Origin of the sequence: Dyadobacter sp. BE31 (assembly GCF_031457695.1) — a bacterium.
Taxonomy (GTDB): Bacteria; Bacteroidota; Bacteroidia; order Cytophagales; family Spirosomataceae; genus Dyadobacter.
In genome coordinates this window covers 1,734,707-1,755,084 of the sequence record NZ_JAVDXA010000001.1, presented here as the reverse complement: position 1 = coordinate 1,755,084, position 20,378 = coordinate 1,734,707, and the positions used below count along the sequence as shown (strand labels likewise).

Sequence of the window (20,378 nt, the reverse complement as noted above, 5' to 3'; positions counted from 1 at the left end):
TGCCACTACACATTATGTCATGCATTTTTATGAGCGGTCACAAACTAATTACAGCAGGTGAGAAGTCTGTCCTTTTTTAAATAAAAACGTCTTTTTTTCGGACTGGAATTTAACGTTCGTCATATTAACCTGATCGTCAAAAACTTCCATGAGCGTAACATTCAAAAGTTTACAGCCGTTCAAAGCGCCCTGAAAAGGGATTTCGAGGTACACCCAAGTTGCATCCGCTTCCTGTTCCTTCCCGACATATTTGATAGGGGTATTTTTTTTCTGACTATCTGTCAAGACAAACGATTTGCGAATGTATTCTTCAACGAAGCGATCATTTTGATCATTGTCCTTGATCACAAAACGTTGTTTGGAGTGGCTTTGCGACAATGCTTTTTCAAGATCATCCGTAAATATCCGGATACTTACTTCGAACGATCGCGACGAGGCATTGTATTGCATTTGCGTCACCGAAACGTGGTAGTCGTGCTTCGGTTTGAAGGACGTCAGGAGGAGTAGGGAGGAAAGGAGGAAAGGGAATAATGGGAGGAAAGGGAGGAAGGAGGAAAGGGAAAAGGAAAAAGTCAGAAAGTCAGGAAAACGGAATGACCTTCCTGACCTCCTGACAACTACTTTCCTTTCTTCCCCTTCCTCCATTCTCCCCTTTCTCCCTTTTAGAATACAGCTTTCCATACGTCGTTGAAAATGGCGAATGCCATCAGGCCCAACAGGAGTACCATGCCTACTTTCTGAGCGTTTTCAAGGAATCTGTCGGAAGGCTTGCGGCCTGAGATGATTTCATAGGAAAGGATCACCGCGTGGCCACCGTCCAATGCAGGAATAGGCAGTGCATTCATGAATGCGAGTACCATTGATAGCAAGCCGGTCAGCTGCCAGAAACGGCCCCAGTCCCAAACGCCACCAAACATACGCGCGATGCCGATAGGGCCGCTAAGCGCTTTGGAAGCGGAAACTTCACCGCGGAATATTTTACCGAAACCTTTGATATTGTTATACACCACCCCAAAGGCATTCTCTGTGCCAATCGACACCGCTTCACCGAAAGAGTACTGAACTACCGTGGAGTTGAGGAGGCTCTCGGGATAGAAACCGAGCGTTCCGTCTTCGGTAATGGCCGCTTTCAATGATTTTTGTGCGCCACCGCGTTGCACCACCAGGATGGCTTCTTTTCCTTTCAGTTTTTCCAGTTCCGCCTGCAATTCGTGGAAGAAACGGATAGGCGTACCGTTGATCGAGGTAATCCGGTCGCCTACTTCTACACCCGCTTTTTCGGCAGGCATTCCCGGAATCAGTTCAGCGATTTTGAACGGTTCCATCGCACGAATGAAATTACGTTTCTCGTCCGGGTCGGATAGTTTTTCAATGAAATTGTTGGGAATTTCGATCTGTACTTCCTGGCCGTTGCGGTTTACGGTGTAAGAGCTGTTGCTTCCCAGGAAAACCTCGGGACCGATCACATCACTGAAATCCTTAAAAGACTTACCATTTACGCGAACGATTTTGTCGCCCGTTTTCAGGCCGATCTCCTGTGCGAGCTCACCTGCCACGATACCATATTTATTGACTTCGTCGATCGAAAGAAACTGCCTGCCGTCGTGATAGGCGATTGCGATGAAGATGATGATACCCACGACCACGTTCACGATAATCCCGCCAAGCATCACGATCAGCCGCTGCCAGGCTGGTTTCGACCGGAATTCCCACGGTTGCGGCTCCTGACTCATCGTCTCAGTGTCCATCGACTCGTCGATCATCCCGGAAATCTTTACAAACCCGCCCAGCGGGATAGCGCCTATGCCATATTCTGTTTCGCCTTTCTGAAAACTGAAAATTTTAGGAGGAAAGCCTATAAAGTATTTTTCAACCCTCATTCCGAACAATTTTGCGGCGGCCATATGCCCCCACTCATGCAACCCCACCAGGATCGACAGGCCCAGGATAAGCTGCCCTGCCATGATCAATATTTCCAATGCTTTCTGTAATTCCATTCAGGTTTTGTAATCGTTACGGGTTAATTGTTAATCAAAAAAAGTTCGATCTCCGCTACCGGATCAGTGTTTTAAACGTAAATGTAAACAGTAAAGTTACGCAAATCCTTAAACAACCGTGCAAATGCCCGGTATCAGTGTGCAAGCGGGGTTTTGTCGGGCCCGATGGCAATGCCCATCATCCGCATCAGCTCCGACGCGTTGAAACTCCGGCAGATGCCCTCGTGCAAGCGATAGTCGAAATGCAGCTGGCCATTCTCCACATCCGAGCGGAAGTGAAAGTTGTGGATGTAAGTTTCGGTTGCGCCCCACTCGCCGAGTTCGAGGTCGTGCGTGGATACCATACCAGAGGCAGTTTTTGCATGCAGCTGGCGGATCAGCGCCTCCGCACCCCGGTGGCGGTCGGCGGAGTTGGTACCTTTTAGTATTTCATCGAGTAAATAGAAAACAGGCGCATTAGCCTGCTCGTCGGCCAGTTCAAGGAGTTTTCGGAGCCTTTTTAATTCTGCATAAAAAGAAGAGGTGCTTTCTTCCAGGGAATCCTGTGTGCGCATGCTGCTGAACACCCGCACAGGCGAGCAAGCGAACGCGCCCGCGCTTACGACAGCGCCCATTTGCGCCAGGACGAGGTTCAGGCCAATTGTTCTCAGAAAAGTACTCTTTCCCGACATATTCGAGCCGGTTACCAGTATTGTTTTGCCCGTCCCCTGCATCGCGAAGTCATTACTGATCCGTTTGGCGGCCGGAATCAACGGGTGGCCGAGCGAAGTGGCGGCGATGGCAACTTCGGCAGCATTATCGACAGCGGGTACAATATATTCCGGATTGGCAAATGCGTGGCCCGCCAGACTGTTCATCGCTTCCGTATCGGCCAGTACGTCCAGCCAGTGGGTGAGGTGCCGGTGATGTACGGCTTTCCAGTCTTCCAGGCTGGCGAGGCAGTGCATGTCCCAAAGTGTGGGTATGCCGATGAAGACCGCAAAGTAGGGATTGTTGCGATAATCCAGCTTTTCGAAGAGGTTACCGACCTTCGCCAACGCAGCCGAAGAGCCGGTGATCTGCGCTTTTCTCACCTCCCACCACGCCGATTGATAGGGTGCGTGCTCTGCCTTTTTCAGCAAATCCGAATAAGCTGTGAGCGTTTGCCCCATTGAGGTCGTACGGTTTGCGAGTACTTTCACAAAATCGGCGTAGCGGCCTAATATGAAAAGATGGATTCCAAGGCTGATCAGCACGGCAATACCCGGGAGGACGCCTGCGAAATACAATAGCGCGATCAGCAGGGTAAGCACAGGGTACCAGCGTAGCGGCATTGCGCTTTTTAACGGGGCTGGAAATGGCTCCAATACCCATTCCTGAAATTCGCCCACGTGCTTGGCCGCGTGCTCGTGAAGCAATGCGGTCGCTTCCCATTGCTGGATGAGTTCGGGGTGATGGCTGAAATCGGTGGAGGCGGCTTGCCGGAGCCCTACCTCGGTTGCATCGGCCGGATTTTTGAGCCAGTTGGCGAGTCGGCGACTTCCTTCGGCGGTGCGGCTGCGGTTGAGCAGCTTGAATAGGGAAAACTCACCGAAAATGTCCAGGTCGTCGGAGTAGTTATGGTCTTTTTCGCGGAATTCCGAGCCGGTTTCAGGCCTCTTGAACCGCAGGTCTAGGCGCGCAAGCTCGTCATCGTTGATGGCAATCAGGTTTCTCTGGAAGTTGCGGTTGGTGCGGGCTTCCTGCTGTCTGCGCATTAAAATCAGGAATATTACCAGCAATATCAATATCCCGATGCCCCAATATCCCATGCCGGTTTTGTTCCAAAGCAGGGCCAGGATGACCATGCCTGTGAAAGTGCCCAGACGCATGAATGCGATGTTTTTGAACCGTTCATGTTCCTCTTGCTCCGCGATCGTTGCTTTTTGTTTTTGAGTCTGAAAAAATACTGCGGACTGATTTGGTTCAGCGTTTTTCATGAAAGGTTTTCAGCGGTTTCAAATTGTAGTTTGATGAGGTTGGCGTACAGGCCATTAGGAATAGTGCTCAATGCCTGGTGTGTGCCCGACTCCGCAATCCGGCCGTCGCGCAGGACGTAGATCATATCGACCTTCCGGATGGTGGCCAACCGGTGCGCGATCACGATCGTCGTGCGGTTTTTCATCAGCTCGTCCAATGCGATTTGTACCAGCTTTTCGGATTCCGCGTCGAGCGAACTGGTCGCTTCGTCGAGAATGAGGATTTTGGGATCTTTTAAAATAGCCCTTGCAATAGCAATGCGCTGCCGCTGGCCACCGGAAAGCTTAATACCCCGCTCGCCGACGATCGTCTCAAATCCTTCGGGAAAAGACTCGATAAATTCCAGTGCATGGGCGCGCTCGGCGGCATCAATAATGGCTTCACGCGAAGCCGAAGGTTTTCCGTAGGCAATGTTTTCATAGATCGTCCCGCCGAAAAGCATCACCTCCTGCGGCACAATCGCGATGTTTTTCCTTAATGCTGAAAGGCCATATTCCCTGACAGGCTTGCCGTCGACGAGGATTTCGCCGGATTGATATTCATAGAAACGCATCAGGAGTTGTACAATGGTGGATTTACCTGCACCGCTGTATCCTACCAAAGCTATTTTCTCGCCTGCCTGAACGTCCAGCGAAACACCTTTTAAAACCGGCAGATCAGGCCGTGAAGGGTAGGCAAAATGAATGTCCTCGTAAGTCACGCGGCCTTCCACATGACTTGCTACTGCGTTCTGAGCCTCCTCTACCGAAACTTCCGGTGTTTCTCCCAAAATTTCGAAAATGCGTTCCGACGCACCCACCGTGCGGTTGATCTGGGCATATAAATCGCCCATTCCGCTGATCGACGCGCCGATGAACGTGGTGTAGAGGATAAATGTAAATAAGTCCGAAAGCCCGAACTCGCCCGCCTGCACCAATGCTGCACCGTACCAGACCACACCCACTATCCCGCCAAACATGGCAAAAATGATGAACGAAGCGAATGCGCCGCGGAACCGCGCAGCATGCAATGAAAGATCGATCACGCGGTCGAGGATGGTCCGGTACCGATTGATTTCCAGGGATTCATTGGTAAATGCCTTCACCACATGTACCGACTGCAGCGTTTCTTCCACTACCACATTCGCTGCTGCATACTGGTCCTGCGCCTTGCGTGCGAGCAGGCGCGTGTGACGGCCGAAGAACACCGAAGCCACGCCCAGTACAGGAACCGTCGCGAGCATGAATAATGTCAGTTTCCAGGAAGTATAAAACAAAATGGACATCCCGACGATCAGCGTAGCGAGCTGCCGGAAGAGTTCTGCGAGTGTAAATGACAGCAAACCTTGCAGTTGCGAAACATCGGAGGTAATGCGGCTCGTGAGCTCGCCTACGCGACGTTCTTCGAGAAACGGAACAGGTAATGTGATGATCTTGCTGAAAACATCCATCCGGATATTGTTGACAGCCTTTTCGCTGACTTTGGAAAAAAGGTATATCCGGAAATACGAAAATACCGCCTGACCCAGCAACACGACGAAGAGCAACAGCGTGATCTGGTTGATCGTAAACGGAGATTTTCCCTCGATGACTTCGATAATGCTCCCGACGAGCTTCGGAAACGCGAGCGAGGTGCCGGTGGACAACACGAGGAACAGCATTCCCGCCGCGAACATCATGCGGTAGGGGCGCAGGTAGCGCAGCAGTTGCAGGGTAATTTTAAGGCCTTCCCATTTGATTTTTCTTACAGCAAATGGAGACGGGGTTTCCTTGTTGGCCATTATATCTGGTTAGGTGCACCGGAATTCAGCTTAAACCCGGTATTGATAGTACATTCGATAGCTTGCCTGTAAAAATAAGCATTATTTAAAAGCCGCCCGGTTGGGGCCGACTGGGTAGGGCCGTCAGGGCAAGGCATTCATGTCAAGTTTACGTGCGATTGTGGTTAAAAATTCCTAATTTTTCAATGAACGGACGATGTGCCTTTCTGCCGGTGTAAAAATGTTGTAAAAAACTTGCATGCGCCAGGCAACCCTGTGCCGGATTCCCTCGTATACGCTAAAAAAGCAAATAGCATGCCCGAGTATAACTCCGCCGTTCTTCAAGAACTACTCGACGGCTGTTTACAGAAAAACCGCCGCAGTCAGGAGCTGTTGTACAAGCAGTTCTACGGCTATGCTATGAGCATTTGTTTACGCTATACACGCAGCCGGGAAGAGGCGAAAGAAATACTCAACGATGGATTCCTGAAGGTTTTCACGAAACTGGAAAGTTTCGATGCAAGCCGACCATTTAAAACCTGGTTGAGCAGAATCATGATTAATACAGCCCTCGATCATTACAGACAGGAAGTTCGCAGAGATGTTTTTGACGACGTGGAAGTCGCGGAGCAGGTGTCCGTCGACGAAACGGTTATCAGCAAGCTTTCACACGAAGAGCTGATCGGACTGATCCAGCGCCTGACACCGGCATACCGGCTGGTATTCAGCTTGTCGGTTATCGACGGCTACACACACGAGGAAATTGCAGAACAACTGAATATTTCGGTTGGGGCGTCAAAATCCAATTTGTCGCGTGCAAGGGAAAAGTTGAGAGACATGTTATCCAAGATTAATATTGACGACTATGATAGAGTTGCCAGATGACGAACTGGACAAGCTCTTCAGAAAGTCATCAGAAGAGCTTGATCCGACATACGAACCCGATGACTGGAATGACCTGCGGAAGCGACTCGACAAGCAGGATGGAAAAACTCCGGCCGGATGGTGGCGGAAATGGTGGCCGCTGGGCGTACTGGTGCTGCTGATACCCGTGGGAATTGCGCTCTATTCCTTAGAAGGGGAGAATGGAGGAAAGGAGGAAGGAGGAAGGAGTGTTGCTTTAGAAGGGGAGAATGGAGGAAAGGAGGAAGGAGGAAGGGGTGTTGCTTTAAGAGGGGAGAATGGAGGAAGTGAGGAAGGAGCTAAGGATCGTGAGAGAACGGAGGATGGAGGAAGTGAGAGAGGGGTAGTGGAGGAAGGAGGCGTCAGTGAGTCAGGTGTGGTCGAGGAATCTGGTCGTTCGTCAGAAGTGGTCGGGAAGTCGGCTGAGGAAACAACCAAAAAACAAGCAATTGTTGATAACGGAAATCCGTCCGTGGATAACGAGCGTAAATTGGCTGCAGGTGTAAATGAAGTTGCACGCAACGGGAAAGCAGATATTAAAAACGAACTGAAAACCAGTGAAAACGAGGCTGGTAAATCTTCCTCGAAATCAGAATTGAATGCTGCTGTTGGTAACAATGGCAGAAACCCATTGCCCCGGAGCCAATCTAAGGCAGGCGGAGTGTTCTTAGAGCCTAACCGCTCAAAAGTGGAAGGAGGCGACGGGGCTCTTTCTTTTAAAAACAATGCAAAAGCAGCAGGTGGGGAGACGTCCCTGCCGCAAGCAGCGGGCCGGCCGGTAGCTACGGACGAGTCGGTGACGAAGGCCGATGAGCCAGCCCGGACGCTGATTTCCGCGTCCGCATTAAATAGTGAGGGCTTGAAATGGAATGCATTGCAGCTGCCCGGCATTACCGAACCGGTGTACGAGCTTCCGGAACCGCCTGCGCCGCCGAAGCGATCGTCGATGTCGGCAGAGGACCAGTCGCTTGTGGCAGTAAGGTTTGGCTATTCACCGGATCTGAGCACGGTCGGGTTGAAGGACTTTTCAAAACCGGGCACGTCGGTGTCGCTGCTCGTCGAATATTTGGTTTTACCGAGATTGTATTTGCAAAGCGGCGCGGTTTGGAGCAGGAAGGATTATTATGCTCCGGCAGAAGCTTACCAACTACCTAAAACTGCACACGTGTACCTGCCGAAAATGACCGGTATAGACGGCGTATGTAAAATACTCGAAGTGCCAGTCAATTTGAGATATGACATTGCACTGAAGCAGCGGTCGCGTTGGTTCGCAGGAGCGGGTTTCTCATCCTATCACATGAATAGCGAGAAATACAAATATTACTATGTAAACCCGAATGATCCTAATGCCGTCAAGTATCCGGGCTGGAATGGTAAAACCGGCTGGTACTGGCTGAGCCACGCCAACGTTTCGGCCGGCTACGAATACAGAATATCCCGTAAATTATCGCTCCTCGCGGAGCCTTCTATCCGGATGCCGCTCAAACGCGTCGGATACGGAAAAGTGAACCTCATTACTACCGGCCTCTGGCTATCGGTGCGCTACACCCCTGTTTTCAAGTGAGCACTATGCCCACATTATCATTGCATTTTATCTTCTAATTAATTTATCAATACTATGAACTCAATTGAAAAAGGAAGCATGAAAAGAGGCGAATTCCTGAGAAGTCTTGGGCTCAGCACCTCAACGTTAATGGCATTCTATTGTCTCGGCACCACTATGACGGCCTGCGGATCGAAAGACGATGATCCGAATCCTAATCCGAATCCAGATCCGGGTACCGGCGGCAGCGGAATAACAGGCACCACAAGCGGCACGGCTATCAATTTCACGGTTGACATGACCAAATCTCCCTACGACGAGCTGAAAACGGCTGGTAACGGTAAGGTAATCGGGGATGTGCTCGTAGCCAAAACGAGCGGCGGCAGCTATGTGGCTTTGAGCAAAATTTGCACTCATGAAGGAAATGAAGTCCGGTACCGGTCTACTTCTAACGACGTTTTCTGCCAGACTCATGGTTCTACATTCAGCACTTCCGGGGCAGTGACGAATGGTCCTGCCACAACTCCGCTTAAAACGTATAATATAACCGTTTCTTCCGACGGCAACACTTTAACGGTGAAGGCCTAATCTCAACCAATCATGAAAGTACTCCGCCTATTCGTGATGTTGATGTGTACATCAACAGTATTATATGCACAGGACGACTTGCTGAACGAGTTGTCGAAACAGGACAGCGCGCAAACCGTTCCGGTTACCGCCACTTTCAAATCGACCCGCGTGGTGAATGGGCAGTCGGTGGAAACGATGAAAAAGAAGCACCTCGATCTGCGTATTTCACACCGTTTCGGCAAGCTGAACTCGGGCGCCTACCAGTTTTTCGGGCTCGATCAGGCGACAATGCGGCTGGGCTTTGAATACGGATTGACAGACGACCTGATGATCGGCGTCGGCCGTAGCACGTCGCAGAAAGTGTATGATTTTTTTGGTAAATATAAATTGCTGAAACAGAGTACCGGCGCACGCAATATTCCGGTTTCGGTGACATTGTTCGGCGGAACGGGTGTGGCCACGGTGGATAAGGAGCGCGATTTTCAGGATAAGCTGTATTACTCCGCGCAGGTGCTCGTGGCACGGAAGTTCGGGGAGCGCTTGTCGTTGCAACTGTCGCCAACCTATTTGTATCGTACCATGCCGGACGTGACGGGTGACGAAAAAGTGCTCTTCGCGGTAGGTATCGGCGGTCGTTTCAAGCTCTCGAAACGCGTTTCACTGAACGGTGAATATTTCTATACCGCTCGCGAAAAGAATACTTTGACAGCCCCTTACCACGATTCAATGTCGTTCGGCGTCGATATCGAAACCGGCGGGCACGTTTTCCAACTGCATTTTACCAATTCCCTGGGCATGATCGAGAAACAGTTTATCGGCGAAACCACCGGCAGCTGGGGCAAAGGGGATATCCATTACGGGTTCAACATTTCCCGTACATTCAGCTTTGACAAGAAGAACAAGAAGCAGCCAAACTGATCCAGACTATGAAACCGCATTTTTTTCGCGTGGCCTGCCTGGCCATGTTCAGTACCGCTTTGCTTTCCGGAACAGCGTTTGCTCAAATGTTTGCCACTTCGGGCGGCAATACGCAATTCTCGGCGTCGACACCTTTGGAGAATATTGAAGCGGAGAATAAGAAGTCGCAGGTGATCCTGAATACGGCCAACAACGAGATCGCGATCCGGATGAACATGCGGGAGTTTTCTTTTCCCAATAAACTGATGCAGGAGCATTTCAATGAAAACTACATTGAATCGGAGAAATATCCGACAGCTACGTTTTCAGGAAAGGTCGATAAGGCACCGGACTACACCAAAAATGGCGATTATGATGTGTCAGCGACCGGAAAATTTACGGTTCACGGCGTTACCAAGGAACGGACGATCAAAGGGAAGATGAAGATCGAGGGCGGAAAGATCACGATCAGTTCCGATTTCGAGGTAGCGCTGGTGGATCATAATATCGAAGTGCCTAAGGTGGTTTTCGTGAAAATCGCGCAGATCATCAAGGTGAAGGCACAATATGCATTAGCTCCGTATAAAAAGTGATAAAGATCTGCGGTCCGGCGGAACGCAGGTCTTTATTAAAACTGTGGGGTGTTACAGACTTGGTAAGCCTTTCTTGAACTTGCCAAGTCTTTTTCTTTATCTCCTCCGGCGTCGGCGGGCGGGTTTTCTTTTGCGTACTACTTTTTTCCGTACCTGTGCTTTTTTGACAGTCGTTTTGCGTGCCGGTGTGGCTACGGCCTCCTCTTCCTCCTCCTCGCCTTGGCTTACAGCTTCTTCGGTGGAAGCTGCCGTTTCAGTGATGGCTACGGTCTCATTGGTTTCTTTCTGATCTACATAAGGCAAGCGAACAGCTGCAATTTGCTCGATATTCGAAGTGTTTTCGATCGGCCTCAGCCTGAATGCGTAGGAATAGGCTTTCGCGGGCAGCAGGTACGCATCGTGTACGCGCGGCGACCAGCTATCGTCACCACCGAGGCCCATTTGTGCGAGGTCGATGTTTACTACCGTCGAAGTACCGCGGCTTAGTACCGCCGCCCGGCGTTTGGCAGCGAGCAAGTCTTTGTCCGTATAATCATGGACGTTGAAATTGAATGCGGTGTCGCTCAGCACCAGCAGTCCGGCACCTTCCGCATTGGTCACCGCAGCCCAGCGGACGCCGGTTTTGTTGCCATTTTCCTGCGGAGTAATGTACGGGAAATGCTGCTCAGCTACTGTACCGGTGTAAATGCCTATTTTGCCGCTCGTTTTGCGATCGGGATACGTCTCATGCGGGCCATTGCCGTACCATTGCGTTTTGGTAAATGCAGCAGGCATTCTCAGCTGCATTCCCACCTTGGCCAGCGACGGCCATTCGCCCCGTGGCGTAAATGTGTTTTGTACATGAATGTCGCCCGAAGCATAAACCATATACACCGACTGTACATCCATTTCGCCTTTGGATTGCTTTAATGTCTGGTTGAGGGTCACTTTGTAAATCTGTGCTGTGAGCCGCTGGGTTTTCATTTCCGAGGACACACGCTCCAATGTGTCGAGGCCAAAATTGCGCCATTGGGTAGCATAGCTTTTCGCACCCCCGCCTTCGTCATTATCGGTTGGCACGCGCCAGAAGTTGGCATATGGGCCGCTTTCCAGCATTTCTTCCTTTTTGTTTTTGAAAGAAATCATACGGCCTTCGTTTTTATCGAAAACCACTGTAAAATCCTGTCCGGAAATCTGTACGCGTGCGGCGGTGATCTGCGCAATGCGGAGCGGACGTTCGCCATACAGGCTGAGGTTTGGCCGTGGAGTGGCCGATTTCACTACCGGTACCTGATGCCAGGCTACTTCGTGGCCTTTCGGCGCCCAGCGTGTGGCATCTTTTAATCTTATGCTGAGATTGAGAAAATACTCGGTATTGGGCTTTGCCGCAGCAGGAAGTTCATAAGGAATGGTTAGCTGCTGTTTCTGTCGTGCCAATGCATTCAAATTGGCAATGCTGCCGCCTTTACCTACCGGCTTGCCATTTTCAATCAGCGACCACACAAGTTCGTAACCGTGCAGCGATTGGAAATCGTAGGCATTGTGCAGCGCGATGGTCTTCGCGCCGGCTTTCAGCGTGTCCGGCATTTCAAATTTCACGTATTGATAAACCTTTTTCACCTCATTTAGCTCGGGCTGGGGTGTGCGGTCGGGGTTTACGAGGCCGTCGCCGGCATTGGCGCCATCGATGTAGTTGAAATAATCCCAGTAATCGGTACCATCCGCGCGTTTCAGTTTTAAGCCCTGGTCTACCCAATCCCAAATGAAGCCACCCTGCATAGTCGGGTACTTTTCGATCAGATCCCAATATTCTTTCAGGTTACCGATGCTGTTGCCCATTCCGTGCGCGTACTCGCATACGATAAGCGGTCGGGTTTTGTCCTTTTTGACGAGGTCGGTCATGTCCTGCGTGGACGGGTACATGACGGAAACAATGTCAAAACTGCTTAGTGTCGTCGGTTTGTAATCCTTGCGCCCTTCGTAATGGATCGGCCGGGTAGGATCGGCGAGCTTGATAAAATCCCCCATGTCCACGAAATTCTGCCCCATTCCCGACTCGTTACCCAGCGACCAGATGATTACCGACGGGTGGTTTTTGTCTCTTTCGACCAGCGCATTGCCCCGCGCCAGAAATGCGGCACGCCATTGCGGATTATCGGCCAGGATAATGTTTTTGCTCCACAGCTCGTGGCTTTCGATATTCGCCTCGTCCATTACATACAGGCCGTACTGGTCACATAGGTCGTACCATTCGGAGGCGTTGGGGTAATGCGAAGTCCGGACAGCATTGATATTATGCTGCTTCATTAAGGTAATGTCCTTGATCATCGACTCCCGGCTGACGACACGGCCCGTTTCCGGCTCGAATTCGTGGCGGTTGACCCCCTTAATGGTTATCGCCTTGCCATTTACCAATAGCTGGCCGCCTTTGATCTTCACATCCCTGAATCCCACGCGTTGGCTCGTCGCTTCGAGGACTTTACCGTCGGAATTCATGAGCTGGACCGTCAGCGTGTACAGGTTCGGCATTTCGGCGCTCCATTTGGCAGGGTTAACAACCGGCATTTCAGCGCGCACGGCGCCTTCTCGACCCATTTCCAATGTACCCACCATCTGGCTCACCGGCGTGGTGACCACGTTTTTGGACGCATCGTACAACGTGAAAAGCACCTGATGTGCGTGAATGGGCTGCTCGCCATAGTTTTTTACATATGCGCTCAGTTTCAGCGTTGCATGTTCATGGTTGGCGTCCAGAATCGTCCTGACAGAATAGTCGGTTAATACCACTTTGGGCAAAAGCAGCAGATCCACATCGCGGAAAATGCCCGAAAGCCGCCAGTAATCCTGGTCCTCCAAGTAGCTGCCATCCGACCAGTTGATCACCTCCACCGCGAGGTTGTTTACACCCACCTTCACATCCTCCGTCACATCGAACTCGAATGGAGTCATGCCATCCTCGTGATACCCTATCGCGACGCCGTTCAGCCATACGTAGCAAGCCGATTGTACGCCTCCGAAATGCAGGAACACCTGTTTATCCTTTAAATCCTGCGAAACAGTAAAGGTTGTGCGGTACATACCCACGGCATTGGTATCCGCGGTAATGCGCGGCGGCGTGGCTTTGAACGGGTGTTTGATATTGCTGAAAATCGGGCGGTCGTACTTGCGCCCCTCGCGTGCACCTACGATCTGCCAGTTGGACGGTACGGGGATATTGTCCCAGCCCGCATCGGCGATTTTGGGGTCATAGAAATTCAGTTGCGCTTTCGAGGGATGCTGCGCCCATTTGAACTTCCAGGTGCCATTCAGCGACTGCACGAACGGGCCTTTTCTGTCCATGGCCAATGCCGCTTTTTCCGTAGCGTAAGGGAAGAAATCGGCACGGGGTTTTTCGGTATTGATACTGATTACTTGTGGGTCCTGCCACTCGGGAATGGCCTGGGCCTGAACGTTCCGGTTCAGAATTTGTAGTAAAAAAAGCAGTATCGGAAGTCCGCGAAGGGTAGAAAATTGCATATTACTTTCTGTGGTAACATTCGGGCGGTGCTTTGTTTGAAAGGGAGAAAGCACGCGTTTTTATTTTGGAGGTTAAAATTAGGGATAATCAAAAAGAAACGGACGCAAAACCGGGGTACCATGAAGTTTTATTTGAAGAATGCCTTTATTTTGCCTCCACATGTAAATTCTCTGCTATGCTGTTAGCCGTCGACCTTGGCAATACCGACACTGTTTTCGGGCTTCATGATTCCGGTAACTGGGAGCACATCTGGCGGATGCGCTCGCTGGTGCAGGAAAACGAGGCACATTACGAGTCGAAGCTCCGGCTGCATTTCCTGGAAGCGGGTTTGTGGTTCGGGGATGTGGAAACGGTGGTACTGAGCAGCGTCGTTCCGGCGCTCACACCTGTGCTGCTGAGAGTGCTCCGGTCGCTGTTCGGCGATGGCGTGATTGTGGTCGGGCCGGAAATTTACCCTGCATTGTCCATCGAAATCGACCATCCGCATGAAATCGGCGCGGACCTGATCGCCAATGCGGTGGCGGTGTCGACGCGGTATAAAGAAAATTGCGTAGTCGTCGATTTTGGTACTGCATTGACATTTACGACTGTTTCCAAAGATAGCAAAATCCTGGGCGTAGCCATATTGCCGGGTTTGATCACCGCGGTGAAAGCTTTGTTTGCCAACACGGCACAATTGCCGGAAGTACCATTGCAGCTCCCGCCATCGGCTATCGGTAAAAACACCGTCGAGGCCATTCAGGCGGGTATTCTGCTGGGTTATGAAGGATTGGTCAAATCGCTGGTGGGCCGCATTCGTGCGGAGTTGGGCGGGGAGTGCATTGCCGTCGCAACGGGCGGTTTGTCTTCGATCATCGACACTCTGCGCGATGAATTCACTGAAATCGACAGAAAGTTAACGCTCGATGGCCTTCGTATTATCGGCGAGAGTCTCAGGGCTTAGTTTTGAAATATCCTTCTTCTATCAAAGACAAATCCAGAACCGGTTGATTGTACAAATACGCCCAACAATCAATGACCACCTCCTGACCACACCTGACAGGCACTACTTTCCTGACATACAAACTCGCCGCTTCATCTTCCAGAACATCTTCATATTCATCGAGTTCTTCAAATACTTCAAGGGAGTTTAGCTGGTAAATTTCCCCGTGTACGCGCGTAGGCGCATCGGGCTCGTACAGTGCGCCCGGGTACCATTCCACGCGAAACAATTTTCCATTGAAATACCCTTTTCCTATATAGTTTGAAGACAACCGGAGCTTCCGCGCGTAGGGGTTGTCAAAACCCTGCATCAAAGTGCCGTAAGTGAATAAACTATATAACTTTTCCATTCTGCTGCCAGAAGATCAGAAATTCCGCTAAATGCAGAACTGTATTTTTCTTATATTTACATGTAAGCTTCTTCATTATACTAATATACCGTTATGTACGAAAAGAATCTTGGTACAAAACAAAAAGCACTACGGATCAACCTCGACCGCCGGATCTACGGATCGTTTGCGGAAATCGGGGCGGGTCAGGAAACGGCGGCTTACTTTTTCAAAGCCGGCGGCGCATCCGGAACCATCGCTAAAACGATGTCGGCCTACGACATGACGTTCAGCGACGCGATATATGGGACAGAAGAAGGCGGAAGGTACGTGGTAGAATCCCGATTGATGAAAATGCTGAACCGCGAGTACAATCTCGTAGAAAAACGGCTTTCAGAAAAACGGGGTGTGGACAGCACCTTTTTTGCCTTTGCGAACACAGTTGTAGCCCTCAATTTTCAAAAAACAAACGAATCACACGGCTGGATCGGTCTGCAATTCCAGCTCACACCCATGGGCCCGACGAACTACGTCGTGATCCACGTGCGGATGCGCGATGATGAGAACATCCTGCAACAGCAGGCTTTGGGCATTATTGGTGTAAACCTGATTTACGGTTGCTATTACTACTATAAATCGCCCGAAATCCTGCTCATGTCGCTCATGGACGATCTGACGATCGATCGCATTGAAATTGACATGGTGCGTTTCAGCGGGCCCGATTTTGCCAAAGTCGATAACCGCCTCATGAGCCTGCGGCTGGTGAAGAATGGCTTTACCGACGCGGCATTGTTCGGCAGCGACGGCGGCGTTTTGCAGCCTTCCGAGGCATTGTACAAGAAGCACATTCTCATGATGCGCGGCCGCCTGCGTCCGATCACGAATGTGCATATAGACCTGATCAGCAACGGTCAGCGGCAGTTCCTGGCCGAGGAAGATGTGGATGAATCCAAAGTGGTGCTCATTTCGGAGCTCACGCTGCATAACCTCAAAGCCGGAGACCGCGACATCGACGAAAAGGACTTCCTCGACCGCGTCGATATTCTTTGCTCGCTGGGGCATATGGTAATGATCTCCAACCATCATGAATATTACCGGTTGGTGGCGTACCTGTCGAGACTGACAAAGCTGAAATCCGGCCTGCTCCTTGGCAGCCCCAATTTGCAGGACATTTTCGAAGAAAAGCATTACCAGTTCCTGCAAGGGGGTATTCTCGAATCGTTCGCGACGCTGTTCAGCCGGAAGGTGAAATTGTACATTTATCCTACATTGCAACCCGACGGTTCGGTTTACAGCTGTGAGAATTTCCGCGTACCGGATCACTTGCGGCCATTATTCCAGTATCTGATCGTGAACGACAAGATAGAGGATATTAAGAATTACAATACCGAGCATATGCACATCACTACCGACTCAGTGCTTGAAATGATCAAGCGCGGTGAGCCCGGTTGGGAAAAGCTTGTGCCGGAGAATGTGGCGCAGATTATTAAGGAGAAAGCGCTGTTCGGGCTTCCTAGTGAAAATAATTATGTGGATACGGTGAAGCAGATTCACCAGGCTGTGGGGAATTTGTAATAGCATTTAAAATGCCACCGCAGCGGCAGACCGTGAAGGCACGAATGTTACTCGAATACGTTTCGTGAATATTCGTGCCTTCGTGGCATTAAGAAATAGTCCTTCTTAGCTTTTGGATATAAAATCCCCCTTATGTCCAAAATCCTAACTCCGCCAACCACGTTCGTGGGTAGGCTCAAATACCTCGGTCCCGGTTTCATTCTTTCTGCTGCTATCGTCGGCTCTGGCGAACTTATCGCCACCACCGCATTAGGTGCCAAAGCCGGTTTCGTCATGTTCTGGCTGATCATCCTCAGTTGCCTTGTCAAAGTCGCATTGCAGCTGGAATTTGGCAAGAATGCCATTTACACCGGTACCTTCATCATGCACAACTTCAACAACCTGCCCGGGTTGCGGCTTGGCAAGGCACATTGGAGCATTTGGCTGTGGCTTTCATTACAGGGATTGAAATTGCTGCAAGTTGGCGGCATCGTCGGGGGCGTTGCTATTGTGCTCCATATGGCCTTCCCGCTGATTTCGGTGAATTTTTGGGCGATCATTTCCGTGCTGATCACTTCATTTTGGGTTTATAAGGGTAACTATGGTCCGGTCGAGAAAGGCTCGCTCGTAATGATCATTCTCTTTACGGCCGTCATTCTCATATCCGTTATTTCCCTTCAATGGACGCAATACGCCATCACCTGGCCGCAATTTGAAAGCGGCTTGCAATTTTCGCTTCCCACAGCGTTAGTCGCGACGGCCTTCGGGGCATTCGGCATCACGGGCGTTGGTGGTGATGAAATCATGTATTACAATTACTGGTGCATCGAGAAAGGGTACGCAGCTTACACCGGCCCGAACGACGGTTCGAAAGAATGGTCCGAGCGCGCCAAAGGCTGGTTTCAGGTGATGTACCTCGATGCGGTGCTGTCGATGGTGGTCTATACTATTGTAACGGCTGCATTTTATCTTCTGGGAGCCGCTGTATTGCACACGGGCGGTGCAGTGCCGGAAGGTTACCAGATGGTTGAGACGCTATCCCGCATTTTTACGGAAACGCTGGGCCCATGGGCCAAGAATATCTTTCTGGTAGGCGCATTCTTCGTGCTCTATTCTACATTGTTCACAGCCACGGCGAGCTGGGCGAGGGTTTGGGGTGATGCATTCGGGCAGATCGGCTGGATGAACTTCGGCTCGGAGCAGGAGCAAAAGCGGAGCATCGGCATAATGTCGTGGGTACTGCCTATTGCCTGGTGTTTGCTATTTCTCTTTTTTCAGGCGCCGGTGAGGATGGTCATACTCGGCGGCATTGCTACATCGGTGCTGCTGTTGCTGGTGGTATATGTGTCGCTCGTGTTCCGTTATCGCAACTTGCCCATTGCTTTGAAACCCTCCGTTTTATATGATGTATTTTTCTGGATCAGCGTGCTTTCAATCCTGTTTGTGAGCGGGTATGGTATTGTTCAAATTATTTAGGGAAGAATAGTACTTAATTTTAAATGAGTAGTACTTTTTGATAGCGAACGAATAGGGGAGTTACTTCTCATTTTCGTCTAACTGATTGCCGGTCAGGTAAAATGCATTCATTTCGAAATCCTAAATTCTTTCATATGGACAAACCAAACGAAGTATCGAGAAGAAACTTTATTAAGAACACCACGGGAGCCGCCGTAGCGCTTTCTATCCCGGCCATTATTCCCGCAAGCGCATTCGGCGCGAACGACCGCGTGCGCGTAGCGGTACTAGGCGTGAATGGGCGCGGACAGAGCCATATTTCCGGTTTCAATGCGCTGAGCAATGTAGAAGTCGCTACCCTCTGCGATCCGGACAACAACATTTTGCAGAAACGTGCGCAGGAATTCGAGCAGAAAACGGGTAAGAAGGTTAAGACGGAAAACGATCTTCGTAAGGTTTTTGATGATAAAACTATTGACGCAGTGAGCATCGCTACGCCGAACCACTGGCACGCATTAGCCGCCATTTGGGCGTGTCAAGCAGGCAAAGATGTGTACGTAGAAAAACCCGGCTCACACAACCTCCACGAAGGCCGCAAACTCGTGGAGGCAGCCCATAAATACAAAAGGGTGGTGCAGCATGGCGTACAGCTCCGCAGCTCGGAGGCATTAAAGGAAGCGGTGAAGCATCTCCGGGATGGCTTAATTGGCAATGTTTATATGGCAAGAGGCCTCGTTTACAAATGGCGGCCAGATATCGGTGATAAAGGTACCGAGCCCGTACCCGCAGGTCTCAACTACGACCTCTGGACCGGCCCGGCAGAAATGAAGCCATTCTCCCGCAATTACGTGCATTACGACTGGCACTGGCATTGGAACTACGGCAACGGCGACATCGGCAACCAGGGTATCCACGAAACCGACATGTGCATGTGGGGCCTTGGCGTGGAAAGCTTCCCGGATAAGATCACGTCCTCGGGCGGCAAATTCCTCTGGAACGACGCCAAAGAAACCCCGGAAGTGCTTAGTTCTTCATTTGTGTATACCAAAGAAAAGAAGATCATTGAATTCGAAGTGCGTCCGTGGATGACGAACGACGAGGGCGGCGTGGGTATAGGCAACATCTTCTACGGCTCAGAAGGTTATATGGTGGTGAAGGGGTACGATTATTACGAAACCTTTCTCGGCAAAGACAAAAAGGCCGGCCCTTCGCGCAAAGCCGGCGGCGATCACTATAAAAACTTCATCGACGCGGCGATAGCCAAAGATCCGAAGTTGCTCAATGGCCCTGTTGAAACGGCGCATTTGTCTTCGGGCCTGGCGCATTTGGGTAATATTGCCTACCGCGTCGGCCGTGCACTTACTTTTGATAACAAAACGGAGAAGTTTGTAGGCGATGAGGAGGCTAACAAGCTGCTGACAAGAAAATACCGCTCGCCGTACGCGCTGCCGCAGGTGGTATAGGCGCAGCATCGGAGTGATTTAATAATTGTTCATCGAAAAGTTCTCTTTATGAGAACTTTTCTTATATTCACACACTTGTATGAAAGTACATTTGATTAGAAAAGAAAGCATTGCGGGATTTGTTGCGGATCACGCAAGAAGTGCATCTTCATTTGATGATTGGCTTGGCAAGCTAAAAGGTGCAAATTGGCGATCGCCCGGAGATATCCGGGAAAATTACCCGACAGTCGATTTCCTTGGAAATGGATGTCCTCGCGTGGTATTCGATATCGGCGGCAACAATTACCGCATGGTTTGTAAATATGCATTTGGCAAGAGCTTTGTGCGCTTATATGTAAGCTGGATTGGCACTCATGCTGAGTACACGAATTTATGTAAACGCGGACGGCAATATTCTATAAATCAATTCTGACATGGGAGAGCTGAAATACAAGGTCATTAAGACCAGGGAACAATATTACGAGTATTGTAATGAGTTGGAAAGATTGGATGATTCGGGAGAATCCGAAGGCAAATATCAGGACGAAGCTGAGCTTTTGATGGTGCTCATCGAACACTACGATGCAGAGCACACGATCTTCAAGGGCGAGTTCGATCCTGTTGAGTTGCTCAAATCACTTATGAAGGACCATAAGATGAAGGCCAAGGATATCGCCGAGTTGCTGAATGTCAGCAAAGGATATGTATCCGAAATTCTTAACTATAAGAAAGGGATGTCGAAAGAAGTGATCCGCAAGCTGGCCACGCGTTTTGCGATGAGGCAGGAGGCATTCAACCGCCCTTATCGTTTGGAGGGAGAGAGAATGATGGAGGAAGAGGAGGACGCCGTAGCGCAGGAAGCCGTACATTCATAATGACACA

The 20,378-nt window shown here is 50.4% G+C and carries 17 protein-coding genes; 11 read left to right on the top strand and 6 right to left on the bottom strand.

Annotation, left to right across the window (positions count from 1 at the left end; all coding sequences use genetic code 11):
- Positions 1-48 precede the first annotated feature (48 nt).
- From J2Y43_RS07355 to J2Y43_RS07340, 4 genes are all read right to left on the bottom strand, one after another.
- Complete coding sequence (locus J2Y43_RS07355) at positions 49-681, bottom strand: DUF6702 family protein (RefSeq protein WP_309980584.1); 633 nt, start codon at positions 679-681, stop codon at positions 49-51.
- On the bottom strand, positions 663-1,979 hold the full coding sequence (rseP, locus tag J2Y43_RS07350; protein WP_309981844.1) for an RIP metalloprotease RseP: 1,317 nt from the start codon (positions 1,977-1,979) through the stop codon (positions 663-665). Before rseP ends, J2Y43_RS07355 begins: the two co-directional genes overlap by 19 nt.
- Before the next feature lie 152 nt (positions 1,980-2,131).
- Positions 2,132-3,955, bottom strand: a complete 1,824-nt coding sequence (locus J2Y43_RS07345) for a MutS-related protein (protein WP_309980585.1) — start codon at positions 3,953-3,955, stop codon at positions 2,132-2,134.
- On the bottom strand, positions 3,952-5,754 hold the full coding sequence (locus tag J2Y43_RS07340) for an ABC transporter transmembrane domain-containing protein (RefSeq protein WP_309980586.1): 1,803 nt from the start codon (positions 5,752-5,754) through the stop codon (positions 3,952-3,954). The genes J2Y43_RS07345 and J2Y43_RS07340 overlap by 4 nt, the downstream gene beginning before the upstream one ends.
- Before the next feature lie 294 nt (positions 5,755-6,048).
- Between J2Y43_RS07340 and J2Y43_RS07335 the strand changes: the two genes are divergently transcribed.
- From J2Y43_RS07335 to J2Y43_RS07315, 5 genes are read left to right on the top strand one after another with little or no spacing between them, the layout of a single operon-like run.
- Positions 6,049-6,618 carry an RNA polymerase sigma factor gene (locus J2Y43_RS07335; protein ID WP_223401607.1) on the top strand — a complete coding sequence of 190 codons (570 nt, stop codon included), beginning with the start codon at positions 6,049-6,051 and terminating at the stop codon, positions 6,616-6,618.
- Positions 6,599-8,200, top strand: a complete 1,602-nt coding sequence (locus J2Y43_RS07330) for a hypothetical protein (protein WP_309980587.1) — start codon at positions 6,599-6,601, stop codon at positions 8,198-8,200. The genes J2Y43_RS07335 and J2Y43_RS07330 overlap by 20 nt, the downstream gene beginning before the upstream one ends.
- Positions 8,201-8,254: 54 nt before the next feature.
- Positions 8,255-8,767 (top strand): Rieske (2Fe-2S) protein, encoded by a 513-nt coding sequence (locus J2Y43_RS07325; protein ID WP_309980588.1) that lies wholly within the window; start codon positions 8,255-8,257, stop codon positions 8,765-8,767.
- Positions 8,768-8,779: 12 nt separating this feature from the next.
- Positions 8,780-9,667: a DUF5777 family beta-barrel protein gene (locus tag J2Y43_RS07320; protein ID WP_309980589.1), complete on the top strand. Its 888-nt coding sequence runs from the start codon at positions 8,780-8,782 to the stop codon at positions 9,665-9,667.
- An 8-nt stretch (positions 9,668-9,675) separates the two neighbouring features.
- Complete coding sequence (locus tag J2Y43_RS07315) at positions 9,676-10,239, top strand: YceI family protein (RefSeq protein WP_309980590.1); 564 nt, start codon at positions 9,676-9,678, stop codon at positions 10,237-10,239.
- Between the two features lie 96 nt (positions 10,240-10,335).
- Here the strand turns inward: J2Y43_RS07315 and J2Y43_RS07310 are convergent, their stop codons facing one another.
- Positions 10,336-13,734, bottom strand: coding sequence for a glycoside hydrolase family 2 TIM barrel-domain containing protein (locus J2Y43_RS07310; protein WP_309980591.1), 3,399 nt, complete (start codon positions 13,732-13,734; stop codon positions 10,336-10,338).
- Between the two features lie 176 nt (positions 13,735-13,910).
- Between J2Y43_RS07310 and J2Y43_RS07305 the strand changes: the two genes are divergently transcribed.
- Complete coding sequence (locus J2Y43_RS07305; RefSeq protein ID WP_309980592.1) at positions 13,911-14,678, top strand: type III pantothenate kinase; 768 nt, start codon at positions 13,911-13,913, stop codon at positions 14,676-14,678.
- Here J2Y43_RS07305 and J2Y43_RS07300 read toward each other — a convergent pair.
- On the bottom strand, positions 14,668-15,066 hold the full coding sequence (locus tag J2Y43_RS07300) for a gamma-glutamylcyclotransferase family protein (RefSeq protein ID WP_309980593.1): 399 nt from the start codon (positions 15,064-15,066) through the stop codon (positions 14,668-14,670). The two genes, J2Y43_RS07305 and J2Y43_RS07300, sit on opposite strands and share 11 nt — an antisense overlap.
- Before the next feature lie 93 nt (positions 15,067-15,159).
- Here J2Y43_RS07300 and J2Y43_RS07295 point away from each other — a divergent pair, with 93 nt between their 5' ends.
- The 5 genes from J2Y43_RS07295 (at position 15,160) to J2Y43_RS07275 (ending at position 20,371) form a co-directional block, all read left to right on the top strand.
- Positions 15,160-16,620: a TonB-dependent receptor gene (locus tag J2Y43_RS07295; RefSeq protein ID WP_309980594.1), complete on the top strand. Its 1,461-nt coding sequence runs from the start codon at positions 15,160-15,162 to the stop codon at positions 16,618-16,620.
- Positions 16,621-16,752: 132 nt separating this feature from the next.
- Positions 16,753-18,075 (top strand): Nramp family divalent metal transporter, encoded by a 1,323-nt coding sequence (locus J2Y43_RS07290; RefSeq protein ID WP_309980595.1) that lies wholly within the window; start codon positions 16,753-16,755, stop codon positions 18,073-18,075.
- A gap of 134 nt (positions 18,076-18,209) precedes the next feature.
- On the top strand, positions 18,210-19,517 hold the full coding sequence (locus tag J2Y43_RS07285) for a Gfo/Idh/MocA family oxidoreductase (protein ID WP_309980596.1): 1,308 nt from the start codon (positions 18,210-18,212) through the stop codon (positions 19,515-19,517).
- 79 nt (positions 19,518-19,596) lie between these two features.
- Positions 19,597-19,929: a type II toxin-antitoxin system HigB family toxin gene (locus tag J2Y43_RS07280; RefSeq protein ID WP_309980597.1), complete on the top strand. Its 333-nt coding sequence runs from the start codon at positions 19,597-19,599 to the stop codon at positions 19,927-19,929.
- 1 nt (position 19,930) lies between these two features.
- A complete protein-coding gene (locus tag J2Y43_RS07275; protein WP_309980598.1) occupies positions 19,931-20,371 on the top strand; it encodes a helix-turn-helix domain-containing protein in 441 nt (146 codons plus the stop codon).
- Positions 20,372-20,378 lie beyond the last annotated feature (7 nt).

What these genes read in the sequence shown, in the direction of transcription:
- J2Y43_RS07355 (WP_309980584.1), bottom strand. Translation starts at nt 681, where the DNA reads ATGGAAAGCTGTATTCTAAAAGGGAGAAAGGGGAGAATGGAGGAAGGG.
- J2Y43_RS07345 (WP_309980585.1), bottom strand. Translation starts at nt 3,955, where the DNA reads ATGAAAAACGCTGAACCAAATCAGTCCGCAGTATTTTTTCAGACTCAA.
- J2Y43_RS07340 (WP_309980586.1), bottom strand. Translation starts at nt 5,754, where the DNA reads ATGGCCAACAAGGAAACCCCGTCTCCATTTGCTGTAAGAAAAATCAAA.
- J2Y43_RS07335 (WP_223401607.1), top strand. Translation starts at nt 6,049, where the DNA reads ATGCCCGAGTATAACTCCGCCGTTCTTCAAGAACTACTCGACGGCTGT.
- J2Y43_RS07330 (WP_309980587.1), top strand. Translation starts at nt 6,599, where the DNA reads ATGATAGAGTTGCCAGATGACGAACTGGACAAGCTCTTCAGAAAGTCA.
- J2Y43_RS07325 (WP_309980588.1), top strand. Translation starts at nt 8,255, where the DNA reads ATGAACTCAATTGAAAAAGGAAGCATGAAAAGAGGCGAATTCCTGAGA.
- J2Y43_RS07320 (WP_309980589.1), top strand. Translation starts at nt 8,780, where the DNA reads ATGAAAGTACTCCGCCTATTCGTGATGTTGATGTGTACATCAACAGTA.
- J2Y43_RS07315 (WP_309980590.1), top strand. Translation starts at nt 9,676, where the DNA reads ATGAAACCGCATTTTTTTCGCGTGGCCTGCCTGGCCATGTTCAGTACC.
- J2Y43_RS07310 (WP_309980591.1), bottom strand. Translation starts at nt 13,734, where the DNA reads ATGCAATTTTCTACCCTTCGCGGACTTCCGATACTGCTTTTTTTACTA.
- J2Y43_RS07305 (WP_309980592.1), top strand. Translation starts at nt 13,911, where the DNA reads ATGCTGTTAGCCGTCGACCTTGGCAATACCGACACTGTTTTCGGGCTT.
- J2Y43_RS07300 (WP_309980593.1), bottom strand. Translation starts at nt 15,066, where the DNA reads ATGGAAAAGTTATATAGTTTATTCACTTACGGCACTTTGATGCAGGGT.
- J2Y43_RS07295 (WP_309980594.1), top strand. Translation starts at nt 15,160, where the DNA reads ATGTACGAAAAGAATCTTGGTACAAAACAAAAAGCACTACGGATCAAC.
- J2Y43_RS07290 (WP_309980595.1), top strand. Translation starts at nt 16,753, where the DNA reads ATGTCCAAAATCCTAACTCCGCCAACCACGTTCGTGGGTAGGCTCAAA.
- J2Y43_RS07285 (WP_309980596.1), top strand. Translation starts at nt 18,210, where the DNA reads ATGGACAAACCAAACGAAGTATCGAGAAGAAACTTTATTAAGAACACC.
- J2Y43_RS07280 (WP_309980597.1), top strand. Translation starts at nt 19,597, where the DNA reads ATGAAAGTACATTTGATTAGAAAAGAAAGCATTGCGGGATTTGTTGCG.
- J2Y43_RS07275 (WP_309980598.1), top strand. Translation starts at nt 19,931, where the DNA reads ATGGGAGAGCTGAAATACAAGGTCATTAAGACCAGGGAACAATATTAC.